The organism is Pantoea latae (assembly GCF_002077695.1).
In the GTDB taxonomy this organism is placed as follows: Bacteria; Pseudomonadota; Gammaproteobacteria; order Enterobacterales; family Enterobacteriaceae; genus Pantoea; species Pantoea latae.
In genome coordinates, this window is sequence record NZ_MWUE01000009.1 from 79109 (window position 1) to 103878 (window position 24770).

At 60.6% G+C, this 24770-nt stretch carries 21 protein-coding genes, 1 tRNA gene and 1 pseudogene; 11 read left to right on the forward strand and 12 right to left on the reverse strand.

Annotated features, from left to right (window positions below):
- The first annotated feature begins 117 nt into the window (after window positions 1-117).
- Window positions 118-1308, forward strand: a complete 1191-nt coding sequence (emrD, locus tag B2J69_RS07345) for a multidrug efflux MFS transporter EmrD (protein WP_167376556.1) — start codon at window positions 118-120, stop codon at window positions 1306-1308.
- Here emrD and glpX read toward each other — a convergent pair.
- The 3 genes from glpX to B2J69_RS07360 form a co-directional block, all read right to left on the reverse strand.
- Window positions 1298-2308, reverse strand: coding sequence for a class II fructose-bisphosphatase (gene glpX / locus B2J69_RS07350; protein ID WP_081137862.1), 1011 nt, complete (start codon window positions 2306-2308; stop codon window positions 1298-1300). The two genes, emrD and glpX, sit on opposite strands and share 11 nt — an antisense overlap.
- Window positions 2309-2433: 125 nt before the next feature.
- Entirely contained in the window at window positions 2434-3951 is a 1518-nt protein-coding gene (gene glpK, locus B2J69_RS07355) for a glycerol kinase GlpK (RefSeq protein WP_081137864.1), read from the reverse strand.
- Between the two features lie 27 nt (window positions 3952-3978).
- Window positions 3979-4827, reverse strand: a complete 849-nt coding sequence (locus tag B2J69_RS07360; RefSeq protein WP_081137866.1) for an MIP/aquaporin family protein — start codon at window positions 4825-4827, stop codon at window positions 3979-3981.
- Window positions 4828-5246: 419 nt separating this feature from the next.
- Here B2J69_RS07360 and zapB point away from each other — a divergent pair, with 419 nt between their 5' ends.
- Window positions 5247-5486, forward strand: a complete 240-nt coding sequence (zapB, locus tag B2J69_RS07365) for a cell division protein ZapB (protein WP_081137868.1) — start codon at window positions 5247-5249, stop codon at window positions 5484-5486.
- Window positions 5487-5541: 55 nt separating this feature from the next.
- Here zapB and rraA read toward each other — a convergent pair whose 3' ends face one another.
- The 6 genes from rraA to priA all read right to left on the reverse strand — a co-directional run bounded on the left by rraA (window position 5542) and on the right by priA (window position 12616).
- On the reverse strand, window positions 5542-6027 hold the full coding sequence (rraA, locus tag B2J69_RS07370) for a ribonuclease E activity regulator RraA (RefSeq protein ID WP_081137870.1): 486 nt from the start codon (window positions 6025-6027) through the stop codon (window positions 5542-5544).
- 160 nt (window positions 6028-6187) lie between these two features.
- Window positions 6188-7519 (reverse strand): HslU--HslV peptidase ATPase subunit, encoded by a 1332-nt coding sequence (gene hslU / locus B2J69_RS07375; RefSeq protein WP_081137872.1) that lies wholly within the window; start codon window positions 7517-7519, stop codon window positions 6188-6190.
- A 9-nt stretch (window positions 7520-7528) separates the two neighbouring features.
- Complete coding sequence (hslV, locus tag B2J69_RS07380; protein ID WP_081137874.1) at window positions 7529-8059, reverse strand: ATP-dependent protease subunit HslV; 531 nt, start codon at window positions 8057-8059, stop codon at window positions 7529-7531.
- A 90-nt stretch (window positions 8060-8149) separates the two neighbouring features.
- Entirely contained in the window at window positions 8150-9085 is a 936-nt protein-coding gene (gene ftsN, locus B2J69_RS07385; protein ID WP_081137876.1) for a cell division protein FtsN, read from the reverse strand.
- A 153-nt stretch (window positions 9086-9238) separates the two neighbouring features.
- Window positions 9239-10276: a DNA-binding transcriptional regulator CytR gene (cytR, locus tag B2J69_RS07390; protein WP_081137878.1), complete on the reverse strand. Its 1038-nt coding sequence runs from the start codon at window positions 10274-10276 to the stop codon at window positions 9239-9241.
- A 144-nt stretch (window positions 10277-10420) separates the two neighbouring features.
- Window positions 10421-12616, reverse strand: coding sequence for a primosomal protein N' (priA, locus tag B2J69_RS07395; RefSeq protein WP_081137880.1), 2196 nt, complete (start codon window positions 12614-12616; stop codon window positions 10421-10423).
- A 232-nt stretch (window positions 12617-12848) separates the two neighbouring features.
- Here priA and rpmE point away from each other — a divergent pair, with 232 nt between their 5' ends.
- Window positions 12849-13064 (forward strand): 50S ribosomal protein L31, encoded by a 216-nt coding sequence (gene rpmE, locus B2J69_RS07400; RefSeq protein WP_081137882.1) that lies wholly within the window; start codon window positions 12849-12851, stop codon window positions 13062-13064.
- 81 nt (window positions 13065-13145) lie between these two features.
- Here the strand turns inward: rpmE and metJ are convergent, their stop codons facing one another.
- On the reverse strand, window positions 13146-13463 hold the full coding sequence (metJ, locus tag B2J69_RS07405) for a met regulon transcriptional regulator MetJ (RefSeq protein WP_081137884.1): 318 nt from the start codon (window positions 13461-13463) through the stop codon (window positions 13146-13148).
- Between the two features lie 269 nt (window positions 13464-13732).
- Here metJ and metB point away from each other — a divergent pair, with 269 nt between their 5' ends.
- From metB to metF, 3 genes are all read left to right on the forward strand, one after another.
- Entirely contained in the window at window positions 13733-14893 is a 1161-nt protein-coding gene (gene metB / locus B2J69_RS07410; RefSeq protein ID WP_081137886.1) for a cystathionine gamma-synthase, read from the forward strand.
- Window positions 14894-14895: 2 nt separating this feature from the next.
- Window positions 14896-17331 (forward strand): bifunctional aspartate kinase/homoserine dehydrogenase II, encoded by a 2436-nt coding sequence (locus B2J69_RS07415; RefSeq protein WP_081137888.1) that lies wholly within the window; start codon window positions 14896-14898, stop codon window positions 17329-17331.
- Window positions 17332-17532: 201 nt separating this feature from the next.
- Window positions 17533-18429: a methylenetetrahydrofolate reductase gene (metF, locus tag B2J69_RS07420; RefSeq protein WP_081137890.1), complete on the forward strand. Its 897-nt coding sequence runs from the start codon at window positions 17533-17535 to the stop codon at window positions 18427-18429.
- A 28-nt stretch (window positions 18430-18457) separates the two neighbouring features.
- Here the strand turns inward: metF and B2J69_RS07425 are convergent, their stop codons facing one another.
- Entirely contained in the window at window positions 18458-20059 is a 1602-nt protein-coding gene (locus tag B2J69_RS07425; protein WP_081137892.1) for a gamma-glutamyltransferase family protein, read from the reverse strand.
- A gap of 523 nt (window positions 20060-20582) precedes the next feature.
- Between B2J69_RS07425 and B2J69_RS07430 the strand changes: the two genes are divergently transcribed.
- Window positions 20583-20876 (forward strand): HTH-type transcriptional regulator, encoded by a 294-nt coding sequence (locus tag B2J69_RS07430; RefSeq protein WP_033754453.1) that lies wholly within the window; start codon window positions 20583-20585, stop codon window positions 20874-20876.
- 41 nt (window positions 20877-20917) lie between these two features.
- On the opposite strand, the gene B2J69_RS07435 is transcribed toward B2J69_RS07430, so the two are convergent.
- Window positions 20918-21511, reverse strand: a complete 594-nt coding sequence (locus B2J69_RS07435; protein WP_081137894.1) for an HD domain-containing protein — start codon at window positions 21509-21511, stop codon at window positions 20918-20920.
- Window positions 21512-21574: 63 nt separating this feature from the next.
- Here B2J69_RS07435 and B2J69_RS07440 point away from each other — a divergent pair, with 63 nt between their 5' ends.
- The 4 genes and pseudogenes from B2J69_RS07440 (at window position 21575) to B2J69_RS07455 (ending at window position 24682) form a co-directional block, all read left to right on the forward strand.
- Window positions 21575-22039, forward strand: coding sequence for a MarR family winged helix-turn-helix transcriptional regulator (locus B2J69_RS07440; protein ID WP_081137896.1), 465 nt, complete (start codon window positions 21575-21577; stop codon window positions 22037-22039).
- A gap of 89 nt (window positions 22040-22128) precedes the next feature.
- Window positions 22129-22557 (forward strand): organic hydroperoxide resistance protein, encoded by a 429-nt coding sequence (locus B2J69_RS07445; protein WP_081137898.1) that lies wholly within the window; start codon window positions 22129-22131, stop codon window positions 22555-22557.
- 243 nt (window positions 22558-22800) lie between these two features.
- A pseudogene (gene eptB / locus B2J69_RS07450) lies at window positions 22801-24474 on the forward strand (kdo(2)-lipid A phosphoethanolamine 7''-transferase); the annotation flags it as partial.
- 131 nt (window positions 24475-24605) lie between these two features.
- Window positions 24606-24682: transfer RNA gene (locus B2J69_RS07455), tRNA-Pro, on the forward strand.
- The last annotated feature ends 88 nt before the right edge of the window (window positions 24683-24770 follow it).

Below are 24770 nucleotides of genomic sequence, written 5' to 3' on the forward strand. Positions count from 1 at the left end.
CGACAGCTTTGGCGCTGCCTCTCGATTTGTCACGGATTCCTGATATTTTTCCCGCCATTATCCCGACGCAGCACGTTTTGCTGCTGAATTAACGTTATTTCCCAGACTGAGATGTCGATGAAGAAGATGGAAAATCAGCCGCTGCTGCTGATGTTGATTTTAATGCTGGCGGTAGGGCAGATGGCGCAGACAATCTACGTGCCGGCGATGGCTGCGATGGCGGACGCGCTTAACGTGCATGACGGCACGCTGCAGCGCGTGATGGCGGCCTATCTGATGACCTATGGCGGATCCCAGCTGATCTATGGTCCGCTCTCCGACAGCGTCGGGCGTCGTCCGGTGATCCTCGCCGGGATGACGATCTTTATGATCGGCGCCGTTACCTCAATGCTGGCGCCCTCGCTGAACGTGCTGGTGCTGGGCAGCGCCATTCAGGGGTTAGGCACTGGCGTAGCGGGCGTGATGGCGCGCACCATGCCGCGCGACCTCTACGCGGGCGTGGCGCTGCGTCAGGCCAACAGCCTGCTGAATATGGGATTGCTGGTGAGCCCGCTGCTGGCGCCGGTGATCGGCGCGCTGCTGACGAAGCTGTTCGGCTGGCACGCCTGTTTCGCCTTCCTGCTGCTGCTCTGCGTCGCAGTGACCGGCGCGATGGCGCGCTGGCTGCCGGAGACGCGCCCGCAGGGTGGCGAGGTAACGCCTTTTTTCCGGCGCTATCAGCGCCTGCTGAGCGACGCCAGCTTTGTGCGTTTTATCGTGCTGCTGATCGGCGCGCTGGCGGGCATCGCGGTGTTTGAAGCGAGCTGCGGCGTGCTGCTGGGCGGCGTGCTCGGGCTGGATGCGTTCACCGTGAGCATTCTGTTTATTCTGCCGATCCCCGCCGCCTTTTTCGGCGCGTGGTTCGCCGGCCGCGAAACGCGCTCGTGGCACAGCCTGATGTGGACCGGCGTTAACAGCTGCCTGCTGGCGGGCGCGCTGATGTGGCTCCCGGCGTGGTTCGGCGTGATGAACATCTGGACGCTGCTGGTGCCCGCCGCGCTCTTCTTCTTCGGCGCGGGCATGCTGTTTCCGCTGGCGACCTCAGGCGCGATGGAGCCTTACGCCTGGCTGGCAGGCAGCGCCGGCGCGCTGATTGGCGGATTGCAGAATCTGGGATCGGGCGTGGTCGCCTGGGCGTCCGCGCTGCTGCCGCAGCGCGATCAGTTCAGCCTGGGGATGCTGATGTTCGCCACCGCACTGGTGATGCTGCTCTGCTGGCTGCCGCTGTCGCGCCAGCCAGAGGAGCAAAACGGCACGGTTACAGGATAAACGGATGCAGCGCCGCGTCTTTGCGATCCAGATAGTGGATCGACTGGATACGGCGAATGGTGCGTGACTTGCCGCGGATCAGCAGGGTTTCGCTGGTGGCGATATTGCCCTGACGCGTAATGCCCTTTAGCAAATCGCCGCTGGTGATGCCGGTGGCGGCGAAAATCACGTTGTCGTTGCGCGCCATACGCGCCAGCGGCAGCACCTCGCCCGCGTTAATGCCCATCTCGTGGCAGCGCGCCAGCTCCTGCTCGCCGATGCGGCGATTCTCTTCGCTCTCGCCTTTGACTTCGTGACGCGGCAGCAGACGGCCCTGCATATCGCCGTCCAGCGCGCGGATCACCGCCGCCGACACCACGCCTTCCGGCGCGCCGCCGATGCCGTAGAGCACGTCGACTTCGCTGTCGGGCATACAGGTAAGGATAGAGGCCGCCACGTCGCCGTCGGGGAAGGCGAAGACGCGCACGCCAAGCTGCTGCAGCTGCGCAATAACGGCGTCGTGGCGCGGTTTCGCCAGAATAGAGACCGTCAGCTGCGTCAGCGGTTTATTCAGCGCCGCGGCGATATTACGCAGGTTAGTTTCCAGCGGCAGGTTGAGATCGATATGCCCGCGCGCCGCCGGACCGACAATCAGCTTCTCCATATACATATCCGGCGCGTGCAGAAAGCTGCCCTTGTCGCCGACCGCCAGCACCGCCAGCGCGTTGGCCTGGCCCATGGCGGTCATGCGCGTGCCCTCGATCGGATCGACCGCGATATCGACCGCGTCGCCGCGACCGCTGCCGACCTTTTCGCCGATATAGAGCATCGGCGCCTCATCGATCTCCCCTTCGCCAATCACAATCTGGCCGTCGATATCGATGGTGTTAAGGACGTGTCGCATGGCGTGGACGGCGGCGCCGTCGGCGCTGTTCTTGTCGCCGCGACCCAGCCAGCGATAGCCAGCTAAGGCTGCCGCCTCGGTCACGCGGGAAAATTCTATGGCGAGTTCTCGTTTCATGGCCTGCACCTGATGCAAAAAGGGCAGTGTAGCACAGCGGGGAAGGGCAAAAAAAAGCCCGCGACAGGGTCGCGGGCGCAGAGAAGAGAGACAAGGTCCCGCGCCGGTGGGCGCGGGAGAAGCCATTACTCGTCGTGATCTTCCCATGCCTGCGCGCGCGCCACCGCTTTGCGCCAGCCGGCGTAGCGAACGTTGCGCTCGGTGGTTTCGATGCTCGGACGGAATTCACGCTCGATTACCGCCTTGGCGCGCACCTCTTCCAGATCGTTCCAGAAGCCGACCGCCAGACCCGCCAGATAGGCGGCGCCCAGCGCGGTCACTTCGCGCACTTCCGGACGCTCAACGCGCGTGCCGAGAATGTCAGACTGGAACTGCATCAGGAAGTTGTTCGCCACCGCGCCGCCATCCACGCGCAGCGACTGCAGACGGGTATCAGCGTCGTTCTGCATCGCTTCCAGCACGTCGCGCGTCTGGTAGGCGATAGACTCCAGCGTAGCGCGAATAATGTGGTTGGCGTTGGCGCCGCGCGTCAGGCCGAAAATCGCGCCGCGCGCATAGGGATCCCAGTAGGGCGCGCCCAGGCCGGTAAAGGCCGGAACCATATAGACGCCGTTGGTATCTTTCACCTTAAGCGCGAAGTATTCCGAGTCGGTGGAGTCGCTGATCAGCTTCATCTCGTCGCGCAGCCACTGAATAGAGGCGCCGCCGATAAACACCGCGCCTTCCAGCGCGTAGTTCACTTCGCCGCGCGGGCCGCAGGCGATGGTGGTCAGCAGGCCGTGCGACGACGTCACCGCTTCGGTGCCGGTGTTCATCAGCATAAAGCAGCCGGTGCCGTAGGTGTTTTTCGCCATGCCCGGCTGCACGCAGAGCTGGCCGTAGAGCGCCGCCTGCTGGTCGCCTGCGATACCGGCGATAGGAATACGGGTGCCGCCTTTACCGCCGATGTTGGTCTGGCCGTAAATCTCAGAAGAGCCTTTCACTTCCGGCAGCATTTCACGCGGAATGTCGAGGATCTCCAGCATACGCTGATCCCATTCCAGCTTGTGAATGTTGTACATCATGGTGCGCGAGGCGTTGGTGTGGTCGGTCACGTGCACGCGGCCCTGGGTCATTTTCCAGATTAGCCAGGTGTCCACGGTGCCGAACAGCAGCTCGCCGCGCTTCGCGCGTTCGCGCGCCCCTTCTACATGGTCGAGGATCCACTTCACCTTGGTGCCGGAGAAGTAGGGGTTAATCACCAGGCCGGTGGTGTGCTGGATGTACTCTTCCAGCCCCTCTTTTTTCAGCTTGTTACAGTAGTCAGCGGTGCGCGGATCCTGCCAGACAATAGCGTTGTAGATCGGCTTGCCGCTCTCTTTGTCCCAGACAATCGCGGTTTCGCGCTGGTTGGTGATGCCGATGGCGGCAATTTCGTCAGAGCGGATGTCGGCGTGCGCCAGCACTTCGACCAGCGTCGAGCTTTGCGATGCCCAGATATCCATCGGGTCGTGCTCTACCCAGCCCGCTTTCGGGTAGATCTGGGTGAATTCGCGCTGTGATACCGCAACGATGTTGGCGTCGTGATCCAGCACAACGGCGCGCGAGCTGGTGGTGCCCTGGTCGAGCGCAACAATATATTTTTTATCAGTGGTAGTCGTCATAATGCATTCCCGATGAAAAAGTGAAACTTACGCTTTACGCTGCTCAGCGCGTGCGACCGGTTTTTCTGTTTTGCTGCTGGCCAGTACGGCGCCCGGCAGGTGGCGACCAATCAGCGCACGATAGCCGAAGGCGCCCAGACAGGCTCCCACTAACGGGCCAAAGATCGGTACCAGGAAGTAAGGGATATCTTTACCACCCGTGAAGGCAACGTTACCCCAGCCGGCAAAGAAGGCGAATAGCTTAGGTCCGAAATCACGCGCCGGATTGAGGGCGAAGCCGGTCAGCGGGCCCATAGAGCCGCCGATCACCGCCACCAGCAGGCCGATCAGCAGCGGCGCCAGCGGGCCGCGCGGCACGCCGTTGCCATCGTCGGTCAGCGCCATGATCACCGCCATCAACACCGCAGTAATCACCATCTCCACCAGGAACGCCTGTCCCACGCTGATGTGCGGGTTAGGGTAGGTTGAGAAGATACCGGCGAGGTCCAGGCTTTGCACCGTGCCGCGCACCATCTGATGGCTTTGCTCGTAATCGAAGAACAGATTGTAATAAAGGCCGTAAACCAGCGCGGCGGCGCAGAACGCACCGGCAACCTGCGCCAGCACGTACGGCAACACCTTGCGCCCTTCAAAGTTGGCGAACAGGCAGAGCGCCACCGTGACGGCAGGGTTAAGGTGAGCGCCAGAAACGCCGGCGGTGAGATAGACGGCCATGGAGACGGCAAGTCCCCAGATAATGCAGATTTCCCATTGACCGAAGGCGGCACCAGCCACTTTCAGCGCGGCCACACAGCCGGCGCCAAAAAAGATAATTAAGCCGGTGCCGATGAATTCGGCGATGCACTGACCTTTCAGTGTGTTCGATGTCTGACTCATAATGGTATTCCTGAAGCGAGGTTAAATTTTATCAGTTTTTGTTCTCATTCCATGAGTCACCCAGCTCTCTTGTAGGGCTGGTGTAAATTTATCGTTAACGAGCATAAACGAGAAATAGCGAAATCGAAATCTGTGTGCTGAGTCAAATAAATGCGCGTTTTCGCGCCTTTTGGCTTTCATGAAACATCATGCGCCTCGCTTCGCCGCCTCGTTTTTCGCCTGAGCCGCCTCAGGCGTCGAGGCGCCAGGCATAAGCCGAAAAGTGTTACAGACTGCGCCCGCAAGGCCCGCGTCGCTGGACTTGCGCTATCAGGCTACATACAATCGGAAACATTGTTGCTGGCCTGGCTGATACAGGGCGTCACGCGCTAAGGCTGGCATCATCAACGCCCTGCGAGAATTTAGGAGAGGTCAGAAAGATGTCATTTGAAGTATTCGAGAAACTGGAAGCGAAAGTACAGCAGGCGATTGATACCATCACCCTGCTGCAGATGGAAATCGAAGAGCTGAAAGAGCAGAACAATTCGCTGAAAAACGACGCGCAGCAGGCTGCGGGCAACCACGAGTCGCTGGTGCGTGAAAATCAGCAGTTAAAGGAAGAGCAGCATCTGTGGCAGGATCGCCTGCGTGCACTGCTGGGAAAAATGGAAGAGGTGTAACAGCCTCAGCCGAATAGCAAACGGGAGCGGCGTGCTCCCGTTTTCGTTTCTGGCGCTACTCGATATCGAGCGGATCTTCAGAGAGGATAATGCCGGTATTATCGGCGTAGAGATGGTCGCCGGAGAAGAAGGTGACGCCACCGAAGTTAACGCGCACGTCGCTTTCGCCGATGCCTTCGCCCGCCGCGCCAACCGGAATGGCGGCAATGGCCTGGATGCCGATCTCCAGCTCCTCCAGATCGTCTACCTGACGCACGGAGCCGTACACCACCAGCCCTTCCCATTCGTTATCCATCGCCAGGCGAGCCAGCTGCGCGTCAACCAGCGCGCGCCGCACCGAACCGCCGCCGTCGATCACCAGCACGCGACCCCGACCGTTCTCTTCCAGCAGATCGTAGAGCAGGCCGTTGTCTTCAAAACATTTCACTGTGGTTATCTGACCACCAAATGAGGTGCGGCCGCCGAAGTTGGAAAAAAGCGGTTCAACAACGTTCACTTCTTCATGGTAGATGTCGCAGAGTTCAGAAGTATCGTATTTCATGGTGGGTCCATCTGTTTGCCACAGGAGCGGTAAGTATACCGCCAGAAACGGATTGTTGGCAAAATCATCAGCGGAAAAAAAGGCGCTGCATCAGCAGCATGCAGATAAAAAAAGCCCGGCGCAGTGGCCGGGCTTTGCGCAAGCGCATAGAAAAATGGAATTACAGAATAAAGCGGCTGAGATCTTCGTCCGCCACCAGTTCATCCAGATGCTTGCTGACATACTCCGCATCAATGGTGACGGAGTCGCCGTGGCGATCGCTGGCGTCATAGGAGATATCTTCCATCAGACGCTCCAGCACGGTATGCAGACGACGCGCGCCGATATTCTCGGTGGTTTCATTCACCTGCCACGCCGCTTCGGCGATACGACGGATGCCGTCGTCGGTAAACTCGACGTTCACGCCTTCGGTGCCCATCAGCGCCTTGTACTGCACGGTCACCGACGCGTTCGGCTCGGTGAGAATGCGCTCGAAATCGTTGACGGTCAGCGCCTGCAGTTCGACGCGGATCGGCAGACGGCCCTGCAGTTCCGGGATCAGATCTGACGGGCTGGCGACCTGGAACGCGCCAGAGGCGATAAACAGAATGTGATCGGTTTTCACCATGCCGTGCTTGGTTGAGACGGTGCAGCCCTCTACCAGCGGCAGCAGATCGCGCTGGACGCCTTCGCGCGAGACGTCCGGACCGGATGACTGGCCGCGCTTACAGATTTTGTCGATTTCGTCGATAAACACGATGCCGTGTTGTTCTACCGCTTCGATCGCATCCTGCTTCAGCTCTTCCGGGTTCACCAGCTTGGCCGCTTCTTCTTCAATCAGCAGCTTCATCGCGTCTTTGATCTTCAGCTTGCGCGGCTTTTGCTTCTGACCGCCCAGGTTCTGGAACATCGACTGCAGCTGGTTGGTCATCTCTTCCATGCCCGGAGGCGCCATGATTTCGACGCCGGCCGGCGCGGCGGCGAGGTCGATTTCGATCTCTTTATCGTCCAGCTGGCCTTCGCGCAGCTTCTTACGGAACGACTGGCGCGCGGCGGAAGGCTCGCTGCTCTGCTCCGGCTGGCCCCAGTTGTTCTTGGCTGGCGGGATCAGCACGTCGAGGATGCGCTCTTCCGCCATCTCTTCGGCGCGGTATTTGTTCTTTTCGATCGCCTGGCTGCGCACCATTTTCACGGCGGCGTCGGTCAGGTCGCGAATGATGGAGTCCACCTCTTTACCGACGTAGCCCACTTCGGTGAATTTGGTCGCTTCCACCTTGATGAACGGCGCGTTGGCGAGCTTCGCCAGACGACGGGCGATTTCGGTTTTACCGACGCCGGTCGGGCCGATCATCAGAATGTTTTTCGGCGTCACCTCGTGGCGCAGCTCTTCGTCGAGCTGCATACGACGCCAGCGGTTACGCAGCGCGATGGCGACGGCTTTTTTTGCGCCGTCCTGGCCAATGATAAAGCGATTCAGTTCGCTGACGATTTCGCGGGGGGTCATCTCAGACATGTTTGATCCTTACGCCCTGGACGGCAGTTCTTCGAAGTTAACATTGTGGTTGGTGTAGATGCAGATGTCGCCCGCGATATTCAGGGATTTCGCGACGATCTCATGCGCGCCCAGCTCAGTGTTTTCCAGCAGCGCACGCGCCGCCGCCTGAGCGAAGGGGCCACCCGAACCAATGGCGATCAGATCGTTTTCCGGCTGGATGACATCGCCGTTGCCGCTGATGATCAGCGAGGCGTTTTCGTCCGCGACCGCCAGCAGCGCTTCAAGACGACGCAGCATACGATCGGTGCGCCAGTCTTTCGCCAGCTCGACGGCGGCTTTCACCAGGTGGCCTTGGTGCATTTCCAGTTTACGTTCGAAGAGTTCAAACAGGGTGAAGGCATCTGCAGTGCCGCCAGCGAAACCGGCAATTACCTTATCGTTGTAAAGACGACGTACTTTTTTTACGTTGCCCTTCATCACGGTATTGCCGAGAGTTGCCTGGCCATCACCGCCGATAACGACTCGTCCGTTGCGTCGTACGCTTACTATTGTTGTCACGGGCAGACCCCTTGTTGCAGTAGAAAAAAAGCGCCGCGCGGCAAGGCGCGGCGCATCATGCAACCAGATATGGGGCAGGTTTGTCGGGTTTCAACCCCCGACGGCGAGCGGAATACAGTTTGAATGGCCGTTGCCGCGCAGCCGCTTCAGGGTGCTGTCGGCGCTGCTGCGATCCTTATAGGGACCGATCACCACGCGATTCCAGCCGCCGCCGGTGGTGATGCGGCTTTCGAATCCTTCGAACGCCAGACCGGCGCGCACGGACTCCGCCTGGTCGGTGCCTTTGAACGATCCGCACTGCACCATCCAGCGCTGGGAAGAGGCCGGTTTTTCCGCCGGTTTCTTCGCCGTTTCCTGCGCGGGTTCACGCGTGACGGGCGCAGGCTGCTGCGTCTGCCGCGGCTGCGGCGCCGGACGCGCGCTCGGCTGCGTCTGGTGCGCCGGCTGGCTCGGCTGCGTCGGCTGACGCGCCGGGGCGCTTTGCTGCGTCTGCTGGCGCGACTGCATCTGCAGCTGCTGCTGTTGCTGCTGGCGCTGTTGCTGCTGCTGGCGCTGCAGCTGCAGCGTCTGCTGACGCTGCGCCGGGGTCTGTTCGTTCCACGGCACTTCATTCAGCTGGGTCGGCGACTGACGCATATCCGCCTGCATCTGCTCCAGCAGCTGACGCTGTTCGTCGGTGAGCTGCGTGTGCGACTGCACCTCGCCGCCCGCCGAAGGTTCGGTTGGCGTCGGCACCGTCACCTGACGGTTTTCCAGCTCTTTGATGTACTTCCAGCGCTCTTCAGGCTTCGGCGGCAAACCGTTGCCGTTGGCTTTATGATCCGGGATCACCGGCACATCGTCTTTTTTATGATGCGCAAGGAACCATAAACCACCGGCAAAGGTCACCAGCACCGCAACGGCCAGTCCGATCATCAGTTTGGAGACACCGGAGCCGCCTTTGCTTTTTTTTCCACGGCTGGTGCTGCTTTTTTTGCGACGCGTCCCTGTTGAACGCCCGCGGCCTACATAATCTCTCTGTGCCACTCTCGTTCTGATACCCTTCAAAAAATCGTGCCAACGGGGCGAAAACGCCTGGAAAGACCGCCCGGCAAGGAGTCCGCCATGTTACTTAAGGGTTGGAACTTTGACCAGCAGTGTTCGCCTTAAGAATCTACTGAAAATAACCGAAAAGAGCGGTTATTTCTCGCGCTTCTTCTCTGGCGCCGTGCTGCCGCGCACGGTGAGTTCCGCGTCGAGCAGGCGCGAACCGTTATTGACGCGCTTGCCCTGCAGCTCATCCAGCAACAGCAGCATCGCCTCGCGGCCAATCTGATAGCGCGGCTGCGTCACGGTGGTGAGCGGCGGTTCGCAATAGCGGGCAAGTTCGATATCGTCGAAGCCGACAATCGACAGATCCTGCGGCACGCGCAGGCCGAGGCGTTTGGCCTGATTCATCGCGCCGAGCGCCAGCATATCGCTGTGGCAGAACAGGGCGCGCGGCGGCTGCGGCAGGGCCATCAGCTGCTTCAACGCCTGCGCGCCCGCTTCGAAACTGAAGTCGCCGCGCACGATATAGGTGGGATCGACGGCGATATTGCTGCGGCGCAGCGCCTGAATATAGCCCTGGGTGCGGTACTGGCACAGCGGCATCTCTTCCGGCCCGCCGATGCAGGCGATCTGGCGATGACCAAGCTGCAGCAGGTGATTCACCGCCTCGAAGGCGGCGGTAAGGTTGTCGATATGCACGGTAGGCAGCGACATCTCCGGCGCGAACTCATTCGCCATCACCATCGGCGGCAGATTACGCTGCTCGTCGTTTGCCGGATCGAAGGGGATCTGCGAGCCGAGCAGCACCATGCCGTCGATCTGGCGCGTCAGCAGCAGATCCAGAAAGGTCTTCTCCTGCTGATTCTGGTGCGCGCAGTCGCCAATCAGCACCAGATAACCCTCGTGCGCCGCCGTCACCTCAACGCCGCGGATGATTTCGCTAAAAAAGGGATCGCAGATGTCGGGCACAACCACCAGAATGGTTTGCGTCTCGCCGCGTCGCGCGTTGCGCGTCAGGCCGTGCGGCGCGTAGCCGACGGCAATCACCGCCTGTTCAACTTTCTGCCGCGTCGCCGCCGAGACCTTTTCAGGATTCATCAGCGCGCGTGAAACGGTTGCGGTTGAGACGCCTGCCTTTTCAGCCACATCTTTCATGGTGGCGGCGGGCGCCTGGTGATTCTGCTCCAACACTCTACTCCTGACGCATTGCTGAGATAGTTGTGGCGAAAAAAGCCACGCCGCGCACATTGTTAACGATTGCGCGGCTGGGTTGTTACTTAATTTGCATAAAAATTGTGACTTGTGCGACTTTTTTCGATCTGGCTCGCAGGCTCAGCTCTCGGTGGGGTCGATATCGAGCGTCCATTTGACTTTGCGCGCGGCGGGCAGCGTGGCGATCAGCGGCAGCGAGCCGTCGAGCAGCTGCTGCAGGCGTTTGCGCGAGGCGTGCTGCACCAGCAGCTGCCAGCGCCAGCGTCCGCCGCGCTTCGGCTGCAGTGCCGGAACCGGCCCCATCAGCCACATGGCGCTGTCTTTGAGCGGGCTGGCGTCCAGCAGATTGCGCAGCTGCTGCAAAAATTCAGCCGCCTGCTGGTTGTCGTGATCCTCAGCGCGAAACAGCGCGTGGCTGGTCCAGGGCGGCAGCATCACCGACTGGCGCTCCAGCAGTGTCTGCTGAGCGAAGGCGAAATAGCCCTGATGCAGCAGCGTCTGCAGCAGCGGATGCTCGGGATGATGGGTCTGTAACAGCACTTCGCCCTGCTTGCCGGCGCGGCCGGCGCGGCCGGCGACCTGGGTATAGAGCTGCGCGAAGCGCTCGGCGGCGCGGAAATCGGCGGAAAAGAGCGCGCCGTCCACATCCAGCAGCGACACCAGCGTCACGTCCGGGAAGTGATGGCCTTTCGCCAGCATCTGCGTGCCCACCAGAATGCGCGCGCCGCCGCGATGCACATCAGCCAGATGCTGCTCCAGCGCGCCCTTGCGGCTGGTGGTGTCGCGGTCGATACGCGACACCGGCACGCCAGGGAACAGCGTGCCGAGCTGCTGCTCCAGCTGTTCGGTGCCGACGCCCACCGGCAGCAGATGCGTCGAGCCGCACTGCGGGCACTGGTTAGGCAGCGGGCGCTGGCTGTCGCAGTGGTGGCAGCGCAGCTGGCGCTGCTGCTGATGCAGCGTGTAGTAGCGCTCGCAGCGCTGGCATTCGGCAATCCAGCCGCAGTCGTGGCAGAGCAGCGCGGGGGAATAGCCGCGGCGGTTAAGGAACAGCAGCACCTGATTGTCCGCCTGCAGATGCTGGCGCATTTTGCCAATCAGCGCGGGCGCCAGTCCGCCGATCAGCTGCTGGCCTTTGAGATCCGCCAGCTGCTGCAGCGCCGGCTTCGCGTTGCCGGCGCGCTTGGTCAGATCGAGCTGGCGATATTTGCCGCTGCGCACGTTGTGCAGCGTCTCCAGCGCTGGCGTCGCCGAGCCCATCACGATGGGGATATTCTCTTCGCGCGCGCGAAACACCGCCAGGTCGCGCGCCTGATAGCGCCAGCCTTCCTGCTGTTTATAGGAGCTGTCGTGCTCTTCATCGATAATGATCACGCCAGGGCGCGCCAGCGGCGTAAACAGCGCCGAGCGCGTGCCGATGATAATGGCGTTTTCGCCCTGACGCGCGCGCAGCCAGACGGCGAGCCGCTCGCTGTCGTTAAGGGCAGAGTGCAGCACGTCGACGGGCGCGTCGAAGCGTTCGCGGAAGCGGGCGATGGTTTGCGGCGTCAGGCCGATCTCCGGCACCAGCACCAGCGCCTGCTTGCCGCGCGCCAGCACGTTCTCCAGTACGCTGAGATAGACCTCGGTTTTGCCAGAGCCAGTGATGCCCGCCAGCAGCCAGGCGGCATAGTGCTCATCCTCGCTGCGGATGGCGCCGACCGCCATCGCCTGATCGGTATTGAGGCGCAGGCGCTCGCCTTTCACCGCATAGCGTTCGCGCCAGTCCCGCCGCTGCGGCTGATGTTCGCGCAGGTCGCACAGGCCCTTCGCACGCAGCGCCTGAAACGCCGTCTCGGTGAGATCCTGCTCGGCGACCTGATGGCGATAGAGCGGCTGATGACGCAGCGCCGCCAGCGCCTGCTGCTGTTTCGGCGCGCGCTTCAGGCTTTCCGGCGTAGTCGCCTGGCCCTGTTCGGTAATCACCCACTGCCACAGCGGCGCCTCTTGCGCCGGTTTGCCCTGGCGCAGCAGCACCGGTAGCGCATGGCTTAAGACTTCGCCGACGGGAGAGTGATAGTAGCCCGCCGCCCAGTTAAGCAGGCGCCAGAGCGAGGGGGGATAGAGCGACGCGTTGTCCAGCACCTCGGCGACGCGCTTAAGCTGCGCTTCCGGCAGGTCGCTCTGTTCGCGGAAGCCCACCACGACGCCGACCATTTTGCGGTTGCCGAACGGCACGCTGACGCGTCCGCCCAGCACCGGCTGCGCGCCGTGCGGCGGCAGATAGTCAAACAGACGGGGGAGCGGAACGGGCAGGGCAACCTGAACAACGGGCATGGCAATCTCTTTCCGGTTCAACGATTCATCGCGGGAGAGGTAGTGTATCAGCTGGCGCGAGCAGCGGGTATCTTGCAGAAGATTTGCTAAAAGCGGTTATTTTCTGTATAGTATGCCGCCTTTGGTGAGAAAGCTCTCGCCAGAGCCTAAACATTAATGTTCAACCGCGTGTGGTGCTGTGCAGGTTTTTTCCCTGGCACGGAGAGCGACACGGCCTTTTATGAGGTTTCCCATGAAACAAGGTATTCACCCGAAATACGAAGCTGTGACCATCACTTGCACCTGCGGTAACGTGATCCACACTCGCTCTACTATGTCTCACGATCTGAACCTGGACGTGTGTGGTAAATGCCACCCGTTCTACACCGGTAAGCAGCGTGAAGTTGCAACTGGTGGCCGTGTTGACCGCTTTAACAAGCGTTTCAGCGTGCCAGGCGCGAAAAAATAAGATTAAAAAGGCATTCGACCCTCTCGGGTTCGACGGCAAGAAAAAACCCAGCCAAGGCTGGGTTTTTTTATGTCTGATGGATCAGTATTCCCAGGTGTCGGGATCGATGCCCATCTCGCGCATAATTTTCTTCGCTTCTTCCGGGATCTCGTCGCTGCGCTCTTTACGCAGGTCGACATCATCCGGCAGCGGCTGTCCGGTAAAGGCGTGTAAAAAGGCTTCGCACAGCAGTTCGCTATTTGTGGCGTGACGCAGGTTGTTCACCTGTCGACGGGTACGCTCATCCGTTAAAATCTTCAGCACGCTCAACGGGATAGAAACTGTGATTTTCTTAACCTGCTCACTCTTCTTACCGTGTTCAGCGTAGGGGCTGATATATTCGCCGTTCCATTCAGCCATGGGTTACCTTAATCAATAAAAGTTAAAAGTGGGGAAATCCGTGGATTATGCCCGATTTTACCGTGCCTGACCTCTTGAACTGCGGGGTTTCTTCATCCTGGCCGCCGGTGCGGACGCAAAACGCAGGCAATGAGGGGTAATTTTAGCGGGTTATGGCATTCCGCTCAATCTATACGCAAAGACATTTAGATGTCCAGATGTATTGACGTCCAATCGTGGAATGTTATCCTGTTGCCTCTTTATTACTCTCTTCAGGAACAAAGAGCACCATGACGCGTAAACAGGCAACCATCGCAGTCCGCAGCGGTTTGAATGATGACGAGCAATATGGCTGCGTTGTCCCACCGATCCACCTCTCCAGCACCTATAACTTTCTCGATTTCAATGAGCCGCGCGCCCATGACTACTCGCGTCGCGGCAACCCGACGCGCGACGTGGTGCAGCGCGCGCTGGCAGAGCTGGAAGGCGGCGCGGGCGCGGTGCTGACCAATACCGGCATGTCCGCGATCCATCTGGTGACCACGGTGTTCCTGAAGCCAGGCGATCTGCTGGTCGCGCCGCACGACTGCTACGGCGGCAGCTATCGCCTGTTCGACAGCATGGCGAAGCGCGGCGCGTATCGCGTGAAGTTCGTCGATCAGGGCGACCGCGCGGCGCTGGATGCAGCGCTGGCGGAAAAACCGAAGCTGGTGCTGGTGGAAAGCCCGAGCAATCCGCTGCTGCGCGTGGTGGATATCGCCGCCATCTGCGGGGCGGCGCGGGAAGCAGGTGCCGTTAGCGTGGTCGACAACACGTTCCTGAGTCCGGCGCTGCAAAACCCGCTGGCGCTGGGCGCGGATCTGGTGATCCACTCCTGCACCAAATACCTCAACGGCCACTCCGACGTGGTGGCGGGCGCGGTGATTGCCAACGATCCGGCGTTAGTGACCGAGCTAGCCTGGTGGGCGAACAATATCGGCGTCACCGGCGCGGCCTTCGACAGCTACCTGCTGCTGCGCGGTCTGCGCACCCTGGCGCCGCGCATGGCCGCGGCGCAGCGCAACGCGCTGGCGATTGTGAGCTATCTGCAACAGCAGCCGCTGGTGAAAAAGTTGTATCATCCTTCGCTGCCGGAAAACGCCGGGCACGAATACGCGGCGCGTCAACAGCGCGGCTTCGGCGCGATGCTGAGTTTCGAGCTGGACGGCGACGAAGCGCTACTGCGCCGTTTCCTCAAGGCGCTGCAGCTGTTTACGCTGGCGGAGTCGCTGGGCGGCGTCGAGAGCCTGATTTCCCACACCGCGACCATGACGCACGCTGGCATGTCGGCGGAAGCGCGCGCGGCGGCGGGCATTTCGGAAACCTTGCTCCGCGTCTCTGTGGGCATTGAGGATCATGAAGATTTAATCGCCGATCTGGATAATGCGTTCCGGACGGCGTCTGAGGGTTAAAAATGACGATTTCAGCCGGCGCGGCAACGCCGAATATCAAGCAGTTGCATAAATTTGGCGGCAGCAGCCTGGCCGATGCGCGCTGTTACCAGCGCGTCGCCAGCATCATGGCGGATTACAGTCAGCCGGGCGATTTGATGGTGGTGTCGGCGGCGGGCTCGACCACCAACCAGCTGATTAGCTGGCTGAAACTCAGCCAGAGCGATCGCCTGGCCGCGCATCAGGTGCAACAGGCTTTACGGCGTTATCACAGCGAACTGATCGCTGGGCTGCTGCCTGCTGAGTATGCCGAACCGCTCAGCGCCAGCTTTATCCGCGATCTGGAAAAGCTCGCCGCGCTGCTGGATGGTGCGATCACTGACGCGGTCTACGCCGAAGTGGTCGGCCATGGCGAAGTGTGGTCGGCGCGGCTGATGGCCGCGGTGCTGAGCCAGCGCGACATTGACGCCTGCTGGCTCGACGCGCGCGATTTTCTGCGCGCCGAGCGCGCCGCCCAGCCGCAGGTAGACGAAGGCAAATCCTGGCCGCTGCTGCAAACGCTGCTGGCGCAGCATCCGCATCAGCGCATCGTGGTGACCGGATTTATCAGCCGCAACGACGCTGGCGAAACCGTGCTGCTGGGCCGTAACGGCTCAGACTACTCCGCCACGCAGATCGGCGCGCTAGCGGGCGTCAATCGCGTCACTATCTGGAGCGACGTCGCCGGGGTCTACAGCGCCGATCCGCGCAAAGTCTCCGACGCCTGCCTGCTGCCGCTGCTGCGCCTCGACGAAGCCAGCGAACTGGCGCGCCTCGCCGCGCCGGTGCTGCATACCCGCACGCTGCAGCCGGTTTCCGGCAGCGATATCGACCTTCAGCTGCGCTGCAGCTATCAGCCGGAGCAGGGCTCGACGCGCATCGAGCGCGTGCTCGCCTCCGGCACCGGCGCGCGCATCGTCACCAGCCATGACGACGTCTGTTTGATTGACGTTCAGGTGCCGGATGAGCACGACTTCGCGGCGCTGCATAAAGAGGTAGAGCTGCACCTCAAGCGCGCGCAGCTGCGCCCGCTGGCGACCGGCGTCCATCCGGATCGCCAGCTGCTGCAGCTTTGCTATACCGCGGAAGTGGTCAACAGCGTCTTCCAGCTGCTGCAGGATGCGGGACTGCCCGCCCATCTGCAGCTGCGCGAAGGGCTGGCGCTGGTGGCGCTGGTCGGCGCGGGCGTCACGCGCAATCCGCTGCACAGCCACCGCTTCTGGCAGGAGATTCAGGATCAGCCGGTCGAGTTCGTCTGGCAGTCGGAAGATCACATTAGCCTGGTGGCGGTGCTGCGCGTCGGCCCGACGCAGTCGCTGATCCAGGGGCTGCATCAGTCGCTGTTTCGCGCCGAAAAGCGTATCGGCCTGATGCTGTTCGGCAAAGGCAATATCGGTTCGCGCTGGCTGGAGCTGTTCGCGCGCGAGCAGGAAGCGCTCTCGGCGCGCACCGGTTTTGAATATGTGCTGGCGGGCGTGGCGGACAGCCAGCGCAGCCTGCTGAGCTATGAAGGTCTTGACGCCAGCCGCGCGCTCGCCTTCTTTGACGATGAAGCGGAAGCGCGCGACGAAGAGTCGCTGTTTCTGTGGATGCGCGCGCATCCGTTCGACGATCTGGTGGTGCTCGACGTCACCGCCAGCACGCCGCTGGCGCAGCAGTATCTCGACTTCGCCAGCCACGGTTTCCACGTGATCAGCGCCAATAAAGTGGCGGGCGCCTCTGACAGCCAGACCTGGCGTCAGATCCGCGACGCCTTCGCCAAAACCGGCCGACACTGGCTCTATAACGCCACGGTGGGCGCCGGGCTGCCGATTAACCACACGGTGCGCGATCTGCGCGACAGCGGCGACACCATTCTGGCGATCAGCGGCATCTTCTCCGGCACGCTGTCGTGGCTGTTCCTGCAGTTTGACGGCACGGTGCCCTTTACCGAGCTGGTGGACCAGGCGTGGCAGCAGGGCTTAACCGAGCCAGATCCGCGCGTCGACCTCTCGGGTCAGGACGTGAAGCGCAAGCTGGTGATCCTCGCGCGCGAGGCGGGCTACAACATCGAGCCGGATCAGGTGCGCGTCGAGTCGCTGGTGCCCGCGAACTGCGAGGCGGGATCGATTGACGACTTCTTCGAGCATGGCGAGGCGCTTAACGAGCAGATGCTGCAGCGTTTTGAGGCCGCGCAGGAGATGGGGCTGGTGCTGCGCTACGTGGCGCGTTTCGACGCCAGCGGCAAAGCGCGCGTCGGCGTTGAAGCGGTACGGCCAGAGCATCCGCTGGCGTCGCTGCTGCCGTGCGATAACGTCTTCGCCATCGAAAGCCGCTGGTATCGCGATAATCCGCTGGTGATCCGCGGTCCGGGCGCCGGGCGCGACGTCACGGCGGGCGCCATTCAGTCCGATATTCATCGACTTGCCCAACTGCTGTAATTTTCAGGCGCCTGTCCTGCGACAGGCGCCTGTCACCCCCGCGTGAAATTCCCTCAACCTGCCTGAATTTTTGTCACACCTGTTTATTACTTTTCTGTTGACGCCTCTGCTGGATTGGTTCATTTTGTGCATCTGGACGTCTAAACGTATGGATGTTCGCAGGCAAAAAATTAACCCGACGTTTTTGATGAGGTAAGCAGGATGAGTTTCTTTCATGCCAACCAGCGCGAAGCGCTGAATCAGAGCCTGGCAGAGCTGAACGGGCGCATTAACGTCTCATTCGAATTTTTTCCGCCCCGCACCAGCGAAATGGAAGAGACCCTGTGGCACTCCATCGATCGTCTCAGCAGCCTGAAGCCGAAGTTCGTCTCCGTCACCTACGGCGCCAACTCCGGCGAGCGCGACCGCACCCACAGCATCATCAAAGGCATTAAGGATCGCACCGGTCTGGAAGCGGCGCCGCATCTGACCTGCATCGACGCCTCACGCGACGAGCTGCGCGCCATTGCCCAGGATTACTGGAACAGCGGCATTCGGCATATCGTGGCGCTGCGCGGCGATCTGCCGGCCAACAGCGGCAAACCCGAGATGTTCGCCTGCGATCTGGTTTCTCTGCTGAAAGAGGTGGGCGATTTCGACGTCTCTGTCGCCGCCTATCCCGAGGTGCATCCGGAAGCGAAAAGCGCGCAGGCGGATCTGATTAACCTGAAGCGCAAAATCGACGCGGGCGCCAGCCGCGCCATCACCCAGTTCTTCTTTGATGTGGAAAGCTACCTGCGCTTCCGCGACCGCTGCGTCGCCACCGGCATCGACGTCGAGATCGTGCCGGGCATCTTGCCGGTGTCGAACTTTAAACAGCTGACGCGCTTCGCCACCATGACCAACGTGCGCGTGCCGGGCTGGATGAACGCCATGTTCGCCGGGCTGGACGATGATGCTGAGACGCGCAAAATGGTTGGCGCCAATATCGCCATGGATATGGTGAAAATCCTGTCGCGCGAAGGGGTGAAGGATTTCCACTTCTATACCCTGAACCGCGCGGAAATGAGCTACGCCATCTGCCATACGCTGGGCGTGCGGCCGGTTATCGCCGCCTGATGCGGTTTGCCAGGCGGCCTGGTTTTCGCTAGAACACCACCGCCTGACCATCCTTGCGGCTCTCGGTCGCCGCGATGTAAAACCCCTGCGGATCGCGCACAATCGCCTGCGCGCCGCCGAAGTGATAGCCCTGTAGCGGATCCTCCAGCGTGACCTGATGGCCCAGCCGGCGCAGCGCCGCCAGCGTGTTGCGGTCAAGCGCGGCTTCGAACACCACCTGTCGGCCCTGTTCAACACGCCAGCGCGGCGCGTCGATCGCCGCCTGCGGGTTCTGTTTGTGCAGCATAATCCGCAGCGCCAGCTGCAGATGGCCCTGCGCCTGCATCGGCCCGCCCATCACGCCGAACGACATCAGCGGCGCGCCCTGCGCGTCGAGCGCGAACGCGGGAATAATGGTGTGGAACGGACGCTTGCCGCCCGCTACCACGTTGGGATGCGACGGGTCGAGCGAAAAGCCCGCGCCGCGATTCTGTAAACTGATGCCGGTGTCAGGCACCACCACGCCGGAACCAAAACCCATAAAGTTCGACTGAATAAATGAGACCATCATGCCGCTGGCGTCTGCGGTGCTGAGATAGACGGTGCCGCTCTGCTGCGGCGCGCCGAAGGTGAAGTCGCCTGCGCGCTCAGGATCGATCAGCGCCGCGCGCTGGCGCAGATAGGGCTCGCTCAGCAGCCGCTGCGCCGGGAACTCCAGATGATCCTCATCGCTGACGTAGCGCTCAAGATCCACCAGCGCCAGCTTCATCGCCTCGATAGAGAGGTGCAGCCAGGGCACGGAATCGGGCGCATAGCGGCCGATATCGAGCTGCTCGAGAATGCCCAGCGCAATCAGCGTGGCGATCCCCTGGCCGTTAGGCGGCAGCTCCTGCACCGAACCCCCGGCAAACGGCTGCGACAGCACGCTAACCCAGTCGGCGCGGTGGTTGTTGAGATCGGCCAGCGTCAGGGCGGCGTTGTGCTGGCGCGCGCAGGCGGCGATTTTCTCCGCCAGTTCGCCGCGATAAAAACTCTCGCCGTTGCTTTCGGCAATCTTCTGCAGCGTGTCGGCCTGCGCCGGGTTGCGGAACAGCTCGCCAACGCGCGGCGGACGGCCATCAGGCGCAAAGCACTGGCGAAAGCCGGGCTGATGCTGAAGCTTATCGAAGCCGCGCTGCCAGAGTTCGCCAATCAGCGGCGAAACCGGAAAGCCGTGGCGCGCGTAGTCGATGGCGGGCTGCGCCAGCGTGGTCAGCGGCAGCGTGCCGAAGCGCGCCGCCAGCGCCACCCAGGCCGACACCGCGCCCGGCACGGTCACCGCTTCCCAGCCGATCTCCGGCATGCGGCTGCGGCCGACGAAGCGCTCTGGCGTCCAGGCTGCCGGCGCGCGGCCCGAGGCGTTCAGGCCATGCAGCTGGCTGCCGTCCCAGACAAGGGCAAAGGCGTCGCTGCCGATGCCGTTGCCGGTCGGCTCCAGCACCGTCAGCGCCATAGCGCTGGCGATCGCCGCGTCTACCGCGTTGCCGCCCTGCTGGATGATGCGCAGACCAGCCTGTGCCGCCAGCGGCTGCGAGGTGGCGACGGCGTTGCGGCCCATCATCGGCACGCGATGCGACGCATAGCTGGCGTGAAAATCGAACCGTGAATCCATTTCCGTTTCCTTAACAGGGTGCAGCTGCGCCAGAGAGGGGCATCGCCGCGGTGCAGAGTTCATTCTGTCGTCATCTGAACAGGGTATGAAATATGAAAAAATCACAGGCTTTGCATTGTGGCGCGATTTTTGCCTGATTTTTAGGCAGAAAGGCTTACAGTAGCAGTGTAAACGTTGCGCATTTTTTGCATTTTTTGCGCTTTTTTTAAGCGAGGCGCGGCGGGTTTGCCTTTTGTGATCAAGGGCTTGATTTGCATATAGCAAAAAGGACAGGTTTAGCTAAAAAAATAATCAATATTCACGCAGCAAATCGTCAGGTCTCTATCCATACTTAGAATCCCGACGAGATGACGCAGTGTTCGGCTGCTTTTTCAGTCGCTGCGCATCAGGCTGTGTCCCGTAAGGGTTTCACTAACAAAAATGATAAACCCTTGCGGGATACAGCCTGCAACAATCGGTGTGTGAACCATTTGGTTTTTACCCTACTTTCACGTGATTCATAGTGAGTTTTAAGGAGTTCTCTATGGAAGTAAAAGATCCTGTTTTTGAATTGCTCAGCAGCCTTGAGCAGATTGTACTGACACGTGATGCAACACCTGCCACAACTGAAATTCAGCTTCAGCCCGCTATGCCAGAGCCGCAACGCCTGCGTGAATTAACCGGTATGAAAGTAGATGAATTTGCCAAAGTGATGGGCGTCAGCGTCTCCTCGGTTAAAAGCTGGGAAGCGCGACGGACGCGTCCTTCTGCCACGGCGCAGAAACTGATGAAATTGCTGCATGCCAACCCCTATCTGGGACGGCAGTTACTGGACTAAAAAGAAGAAAAAAAGAGAACCCGCCAGAGGCGGGTTTTTTTTTAGCTCAGGCGACTGTATTTTGCCGCCTGCCTGTCGAACCAGCTTTGCGGCACGTTGTAGGGCGGGGCGCCCAGCTGCGCGATGCCCTGTTCGATGCTGGCGCTGGCCTGGCGCCATAGCTGCGCGTCTCCCTGCTTCAGCAGGTCAATCTGAATACGTTTCTCTACCAGATAGACCCGCGCGAAGTGGGGATCGAAGCGCACGATAGCGCGCGTGTTGTCGATGATATCGGCCAGCTTGATGGTTTGCGCCTCAGGCGAGGCCTCTGCGGTGTGGCGAAAATGCGCCAGCTTGCGCGCCGCGCGGTTTTTCGCCTGCGGCTGGGCGCTGTCGGTGAGCATCTCTACCAGCTGCGCCACGCGCGGGCCAAAATGGGCCGCAATGTCCGCCAGCGTGGTGTCGGTGTCCTCTACCGTATCGTGCAGCCAGGCCGCCGCCAGCAGCGCCTCGTCCGCGCTGACGCTGCGCACCAGCTCAACCACAGCGGCGGGATGAACGATATAAGGCTCGTCGGTATATTTGCGCCGTTGACCGGCTTCAGCATGGGCGCGTGTCGCATAGCGTCGCGCCTGCTCTTCCAGAGATTCCAGCATGCAAAAGCCCTCGTGATAAAAAGTTGCTTGCAATTATCTAGCGCGCTATTTATATTTACTGCCATGAACAGTAACCAAAATGACAAAAAAGCGAAGCCAGCGCCACTGTTGGTCAATCAACAGCTCTGTTTCGCGCTCTATTCCGCCAATCTGGCGATGAATAAAGTCTATCGGCAACTGCTGTCGCAGCTCGATCTCACCTATCCGCAGTATCTGGTGATGCTGGTGCTGTGGGCGCAGGACGATCTCACCGTGTCGGAGATTGGGGAGCAGCTGTTTCTCGACTCCGCCACGCTGACGCCGCTGCTGAAGCGGCTGGAGAGCGCCGGGCTGATTAACCGCCAGCGTTCGCGCCAGGATGAGCGTCAGGTGGTGGTCACGCTGACGGAGCAGGGCCGGGCGCTGCAAAGCCAGGCGAGCGCCATTCCGGAGACGGTACAGTGCGCGACGGCCTGCGACGACGCCACGCTGCTGGCGCTGAAGAACGAACTCGATTTACTGCGCGACAATCTGAACCGGTCGCGTTGAGGATTTACCGGGCGCTCGCGCCCGCTAAAACAGCTGCTACACTTATATTAATCGCGTGCGATTAAATCGTTTAAAACAGAGAGGAAGTTATGTCTTTAGAGAAAGTTGTTTATACCGCAAAAGCCAAAGCCACCGGCGGCCGTGATGGTCGTGCAACCTCTTCTGACGGCGTGCTGGATGTGAAGCTGGGCGTGCCGAAAGAGATGGGCGGCGCAGGCGGCGAAGTCACCAACCCGGAGCAGCTGTTCGCGGCTGGTTACTCTGCCTGCTTCCTCGGCGCCATGAAGTTTGTGGCGGGCCGCGATAAAATCGCGATGCCGAAAGATGCGTGGATCGAAGGCGAAGTCGGCATCGGCCCGATCCCAGACGGTTTCGGCATCGAAGCCAAACTGAATATTCACCTGCCGGAGATGGATGAAGCGGAAGCGCAGAAGCTAGTGGACGCGGCGCATATCGTTTGTCCGTACTCCAACGCCACGCGCAACAACATCGACGTGACGCTGAATATCATTCGCTAAGTTTGTACGGGCCCCGATGCGGGCCCGCTCCTGTTTCCTGCGCTCTCTCCCTCTTTTCTGGCCTGTCTGGTTAATTTGTGTTCTACTGAGCCGCCTCGTGAAAGAGCCGTCCGATCCCGTTCAGATTCTTCCTGTTCGTCAAGAAATCGTCATGTCTCTGCGCTAATTAAGCGAACTCTTCTGCGTTGCGGTAGTCACAATAGCGTTCAACATCGTGCTCCAGCCCCGGGAAAACCCTTTAAGATGAATTACATAAAGACCATAACCCAGCAAAAGCTGTCGCTGCTGCTGGCGTTATACATCGGCATTTTGCTTAACCTGCCGATTTTTTACCGTCGCTTTGACGGCTTTTTAACCAAATCGACCGTGACCAACTGGCTGACCGCAGTGACCGAAGTGATGGCCATTGTGGTGCTGACCTTTTTCCTGATGCGTTTGCTGTCGCTGGGTGGCAAACGTTTGTATCGTGTGCTGGCGACGCTGCTGGTGCTGATTTCCGTCGCTGCTGCCTACTACATGGCCTTTTTCAATGTGGTGATCGGCTACGGCATCGTCGCGTCGGTGATGACCACCGACGTCGATTTGTCGAAAGAGGTGGTCGGCCTGCATTTTGTGCTGTGGATGGTCGCCGTCAGCGCGCTGCCGCTGCTGATGATCTGGCGTAACAATCTCAGCCAGACGCTGATTGAGCAGCTGCGTACGCCCGGCCAGCGTCTTAAGCCAGCGCTGATGATGCTGCTTTGCGTGGCGCTGGTGTGGCTGCCGATCCGCTATTTCGACAAGCTGCAAAAAGCCAACGAAGAGATCACCAATATCGATCTGCCGAGCTACGGCGGCGTGGTGGCGCACTCTTATCTGCCGTCGAACTGGCTGGCGGCGGTAGGGCTGTTTGCCTGGACGCGTATCGACGAGACGCTGGATAGTCAGGAGCTGCTCGATCCGGCGAAGAAATTTACCTATGTCGCGCCGCCGGGCATCGACGACACCTACGTGGTGTTCGTCATCGGCGAGACCACGCGCTGGGATCATATGGGCATGCTGGGCTACGGCCGCGATACCACGCCGAAGCTGTCGAAAGAGAAGAATCTGGTGGCGTTCCGCGGCGAGTCGTGCGACACCGCCACCAAGCTGTCGCTGCGCTGTATGTTTGTGCGCGAGGGCGGCACCGAGGAGAGTCCGGGCCGCACGCTGAAAGAGAAGAATATTTTCGCCGTGATGAAGGAGCTGGGCTTTTCGTCCGAGCTGTTCGCCATGCAGAGCGAGGTGTGGTTTTACGATAACGCGGAAGTGAATAACTTTGCCTTCCGCGAGCAGATTGGCTCGGAGCCGCACAACGCAGGCAAGTCGGTGGACGATATGCTGCTGGTGCCGGAGCTGAAGGCGTCGCTGGATCGTTATCCGCACGGCAAGCATCTGGTGGTGCTGCATACCAAAGGCTCGCACTATCTCTATTCGCAGCGCTATCCGCGCAGTTTCGCGCGCTATCAGCCGGAGTGTATGGGCGTGGATGAGACCTGCAGTAAGGCGCAGCTGATCAACGCCTACGATAACTCGATTCTCTATGTCGACACCATGCTGGACAGCGTGCTGGATCAGCTGCGCGACAAGAAAGCGATTGTGTTTTACGCCGCCGACCACGGTGAGTCGATCAGCGAGAATACCCATCTGCACGGCACGCCGCGCGAGCTGGCGCCGCCGGAGCAGTTCCGCGTGCCGATGATGGTGTGGGCGTCGGATAAGTATCTGGCTGATGCCAACAACCGCGCGAATTTCGAGCGTTTACAGGCGCAGCAGCGCGTCGGCAAGACGCATCGTCACGTTGAGCTGTTCGATACCATTCTCGGTTGTCTGGGGTATACCTCGCCGAACGGCGGCATTAAGGCGGCGAATAACTGGTGTCAGGCGCCGGTTTCGTCGCACAGCGACGCGCGGGATGTGACTGAGAAGCACCAGAATTTTGGCGGGCAGGCTGCTTTCCAGGCGAACGCGGCTAAACCGCTAAAAAGCGGTTGACGCTGAAAGGTGGGCGCAGTAACATGCGCCCCCATCGGTGAGTGGCGCAGCCTGGTAGCGCACTTCGTTCGGGACGAAGGGGTCGGAGGTTCGAATCCTCTCTCACCGACCAGATTTAAGAAACCTGCTTGAAAAAGCAGGTTTTTTTTCGTCTGTAGCAAAAGAGGGCTGCGAGCTGTGTGCCGACGCGCATGACATGA

Excerpts from the sequence above, each read along its gene's own strand:
- metB (WP_081137886.1), top strand. The coding sequence starts at position 13,733 with ATGACGCGTAAACAGGCAACCATCGCAGTCCGCAGCGGTTTGAATGAT.
- hslU (WP_081137872.1), bottom strand. The coding sequence starts at position 7,519 with ATGTCTGAGATGACCCCCCGCGAAATCGTCAGCGAACTGAATCGCTTT.
- B2J69_RS07445 (WP_081137898.1), top strand. The coding sequence starts at position 22,129 with ATGTCTTTAGAGAAAGTTGTTTATACCGCAAAAGCCAAAGCCACCGGC.
- zapB (WP_081137868.1), top strand. The coding sequence starts at position 5,247 with ATGTCATTTGAAGTATTCGAGAAACTGGAAGCGAAAGTACAGCAGGCG.
- emrD (WP_167376556.1), top strand. The coding sequence starts at position 118 with ATGAAGAAGATGGAAAATCAGCCGCTGCTGCTGATGTTGATTTTAATG.
- glpK (WP_081137864.1), bottom strand. The coding sequence starts at position 3,951 with ATGACGACTACCACTGATAAAAAATATATTGTTGCGCTCGACCAGGGC.
- priA (WP_081137880.1), bottom strand. The coding sequence starts at position 12,616 with ATGCCCGTTGTTCAGGTTGCCCTGCCCGTTCCGCTCCCCCGTCTGTTT.
- B2J69_RS07415 (WP_081137888.1), top strand. The coding sequence starts at position 14,896 with ATGACGATTTCAGCCGGCGCGGCAACGCCGAATATCAAGCAGTTGCAT.
- B2J69_RS07440 (WP_081137896.1), top strand. The coding sequence starts at position 21,575 with ATGAACAGTAACCAAAATGACAAAAAAGCGAAGCCAGCGCCACTGTTG.
- B2J69_RS07360 (WP_081137866.1), bottom strand. The coding sequence starts at position 4,827 with ATGAGTCAGACATCGAACACACTGAAAGGTCAGTGCATCGCCGAATTC.
- metJ (WP_081137884.1), bottom strand. The coding sequence starts at position 13,463 with ATGGCTGAATGGAACGGCGAATATATCAGCCCCTACGCTGAACACGGT.
- glpX (WP_081137862.1), bottom strand. The coding sequence starts at position 2,308 with ATGAAACGAGAACTCGCCATAGAATTTTCCCGCGTGACCGAGGCGGCA.
- rpmE (WP_081137882.1), top strand. The coding sequence starts at position 12,849 with ATGAAACAAGGTATTCACCCGAAATACGAAGCTGTGACCATCACTTGC.
- B2J69_RS07430 (WP_033754453.1), top strand. The coding sequence starts at position 20,583 with ATGGAAGTAAAAGATCCTGTTTTTGAATTGCTCAGCAGCCTTGAGCAG.
- metF (WP_081137890.1), top strand. The coding sequence starts at position 17,533 with ATGAGTTTCTTTCATGCCAACCAGCGCGAAGCGCTGAATCAGAGCCTG.
- B2J69_RS07435 (WP_081137894.1), bottom strand. The coding sequence starts at position 21,511 with ATGCTGGAATCTCTGGAAGAGCAGGCGCGACGCTATGCGACACGCGCC.
- rraA (WP_081137870.1), bottom strand. The coding sequence starts at position 6,027 with ATGAAATACGATACTTCTGAACTCTGCGACATCTACCATGAAGAAGTG.
- B2J69_RS07425 (WP_081137892.1), bottom strand. The coding sequence starts at position 20,059 with ATGGATTCACGGTTCGATTTTCACGCCAGCTATGCGTCGCATCGCGTG.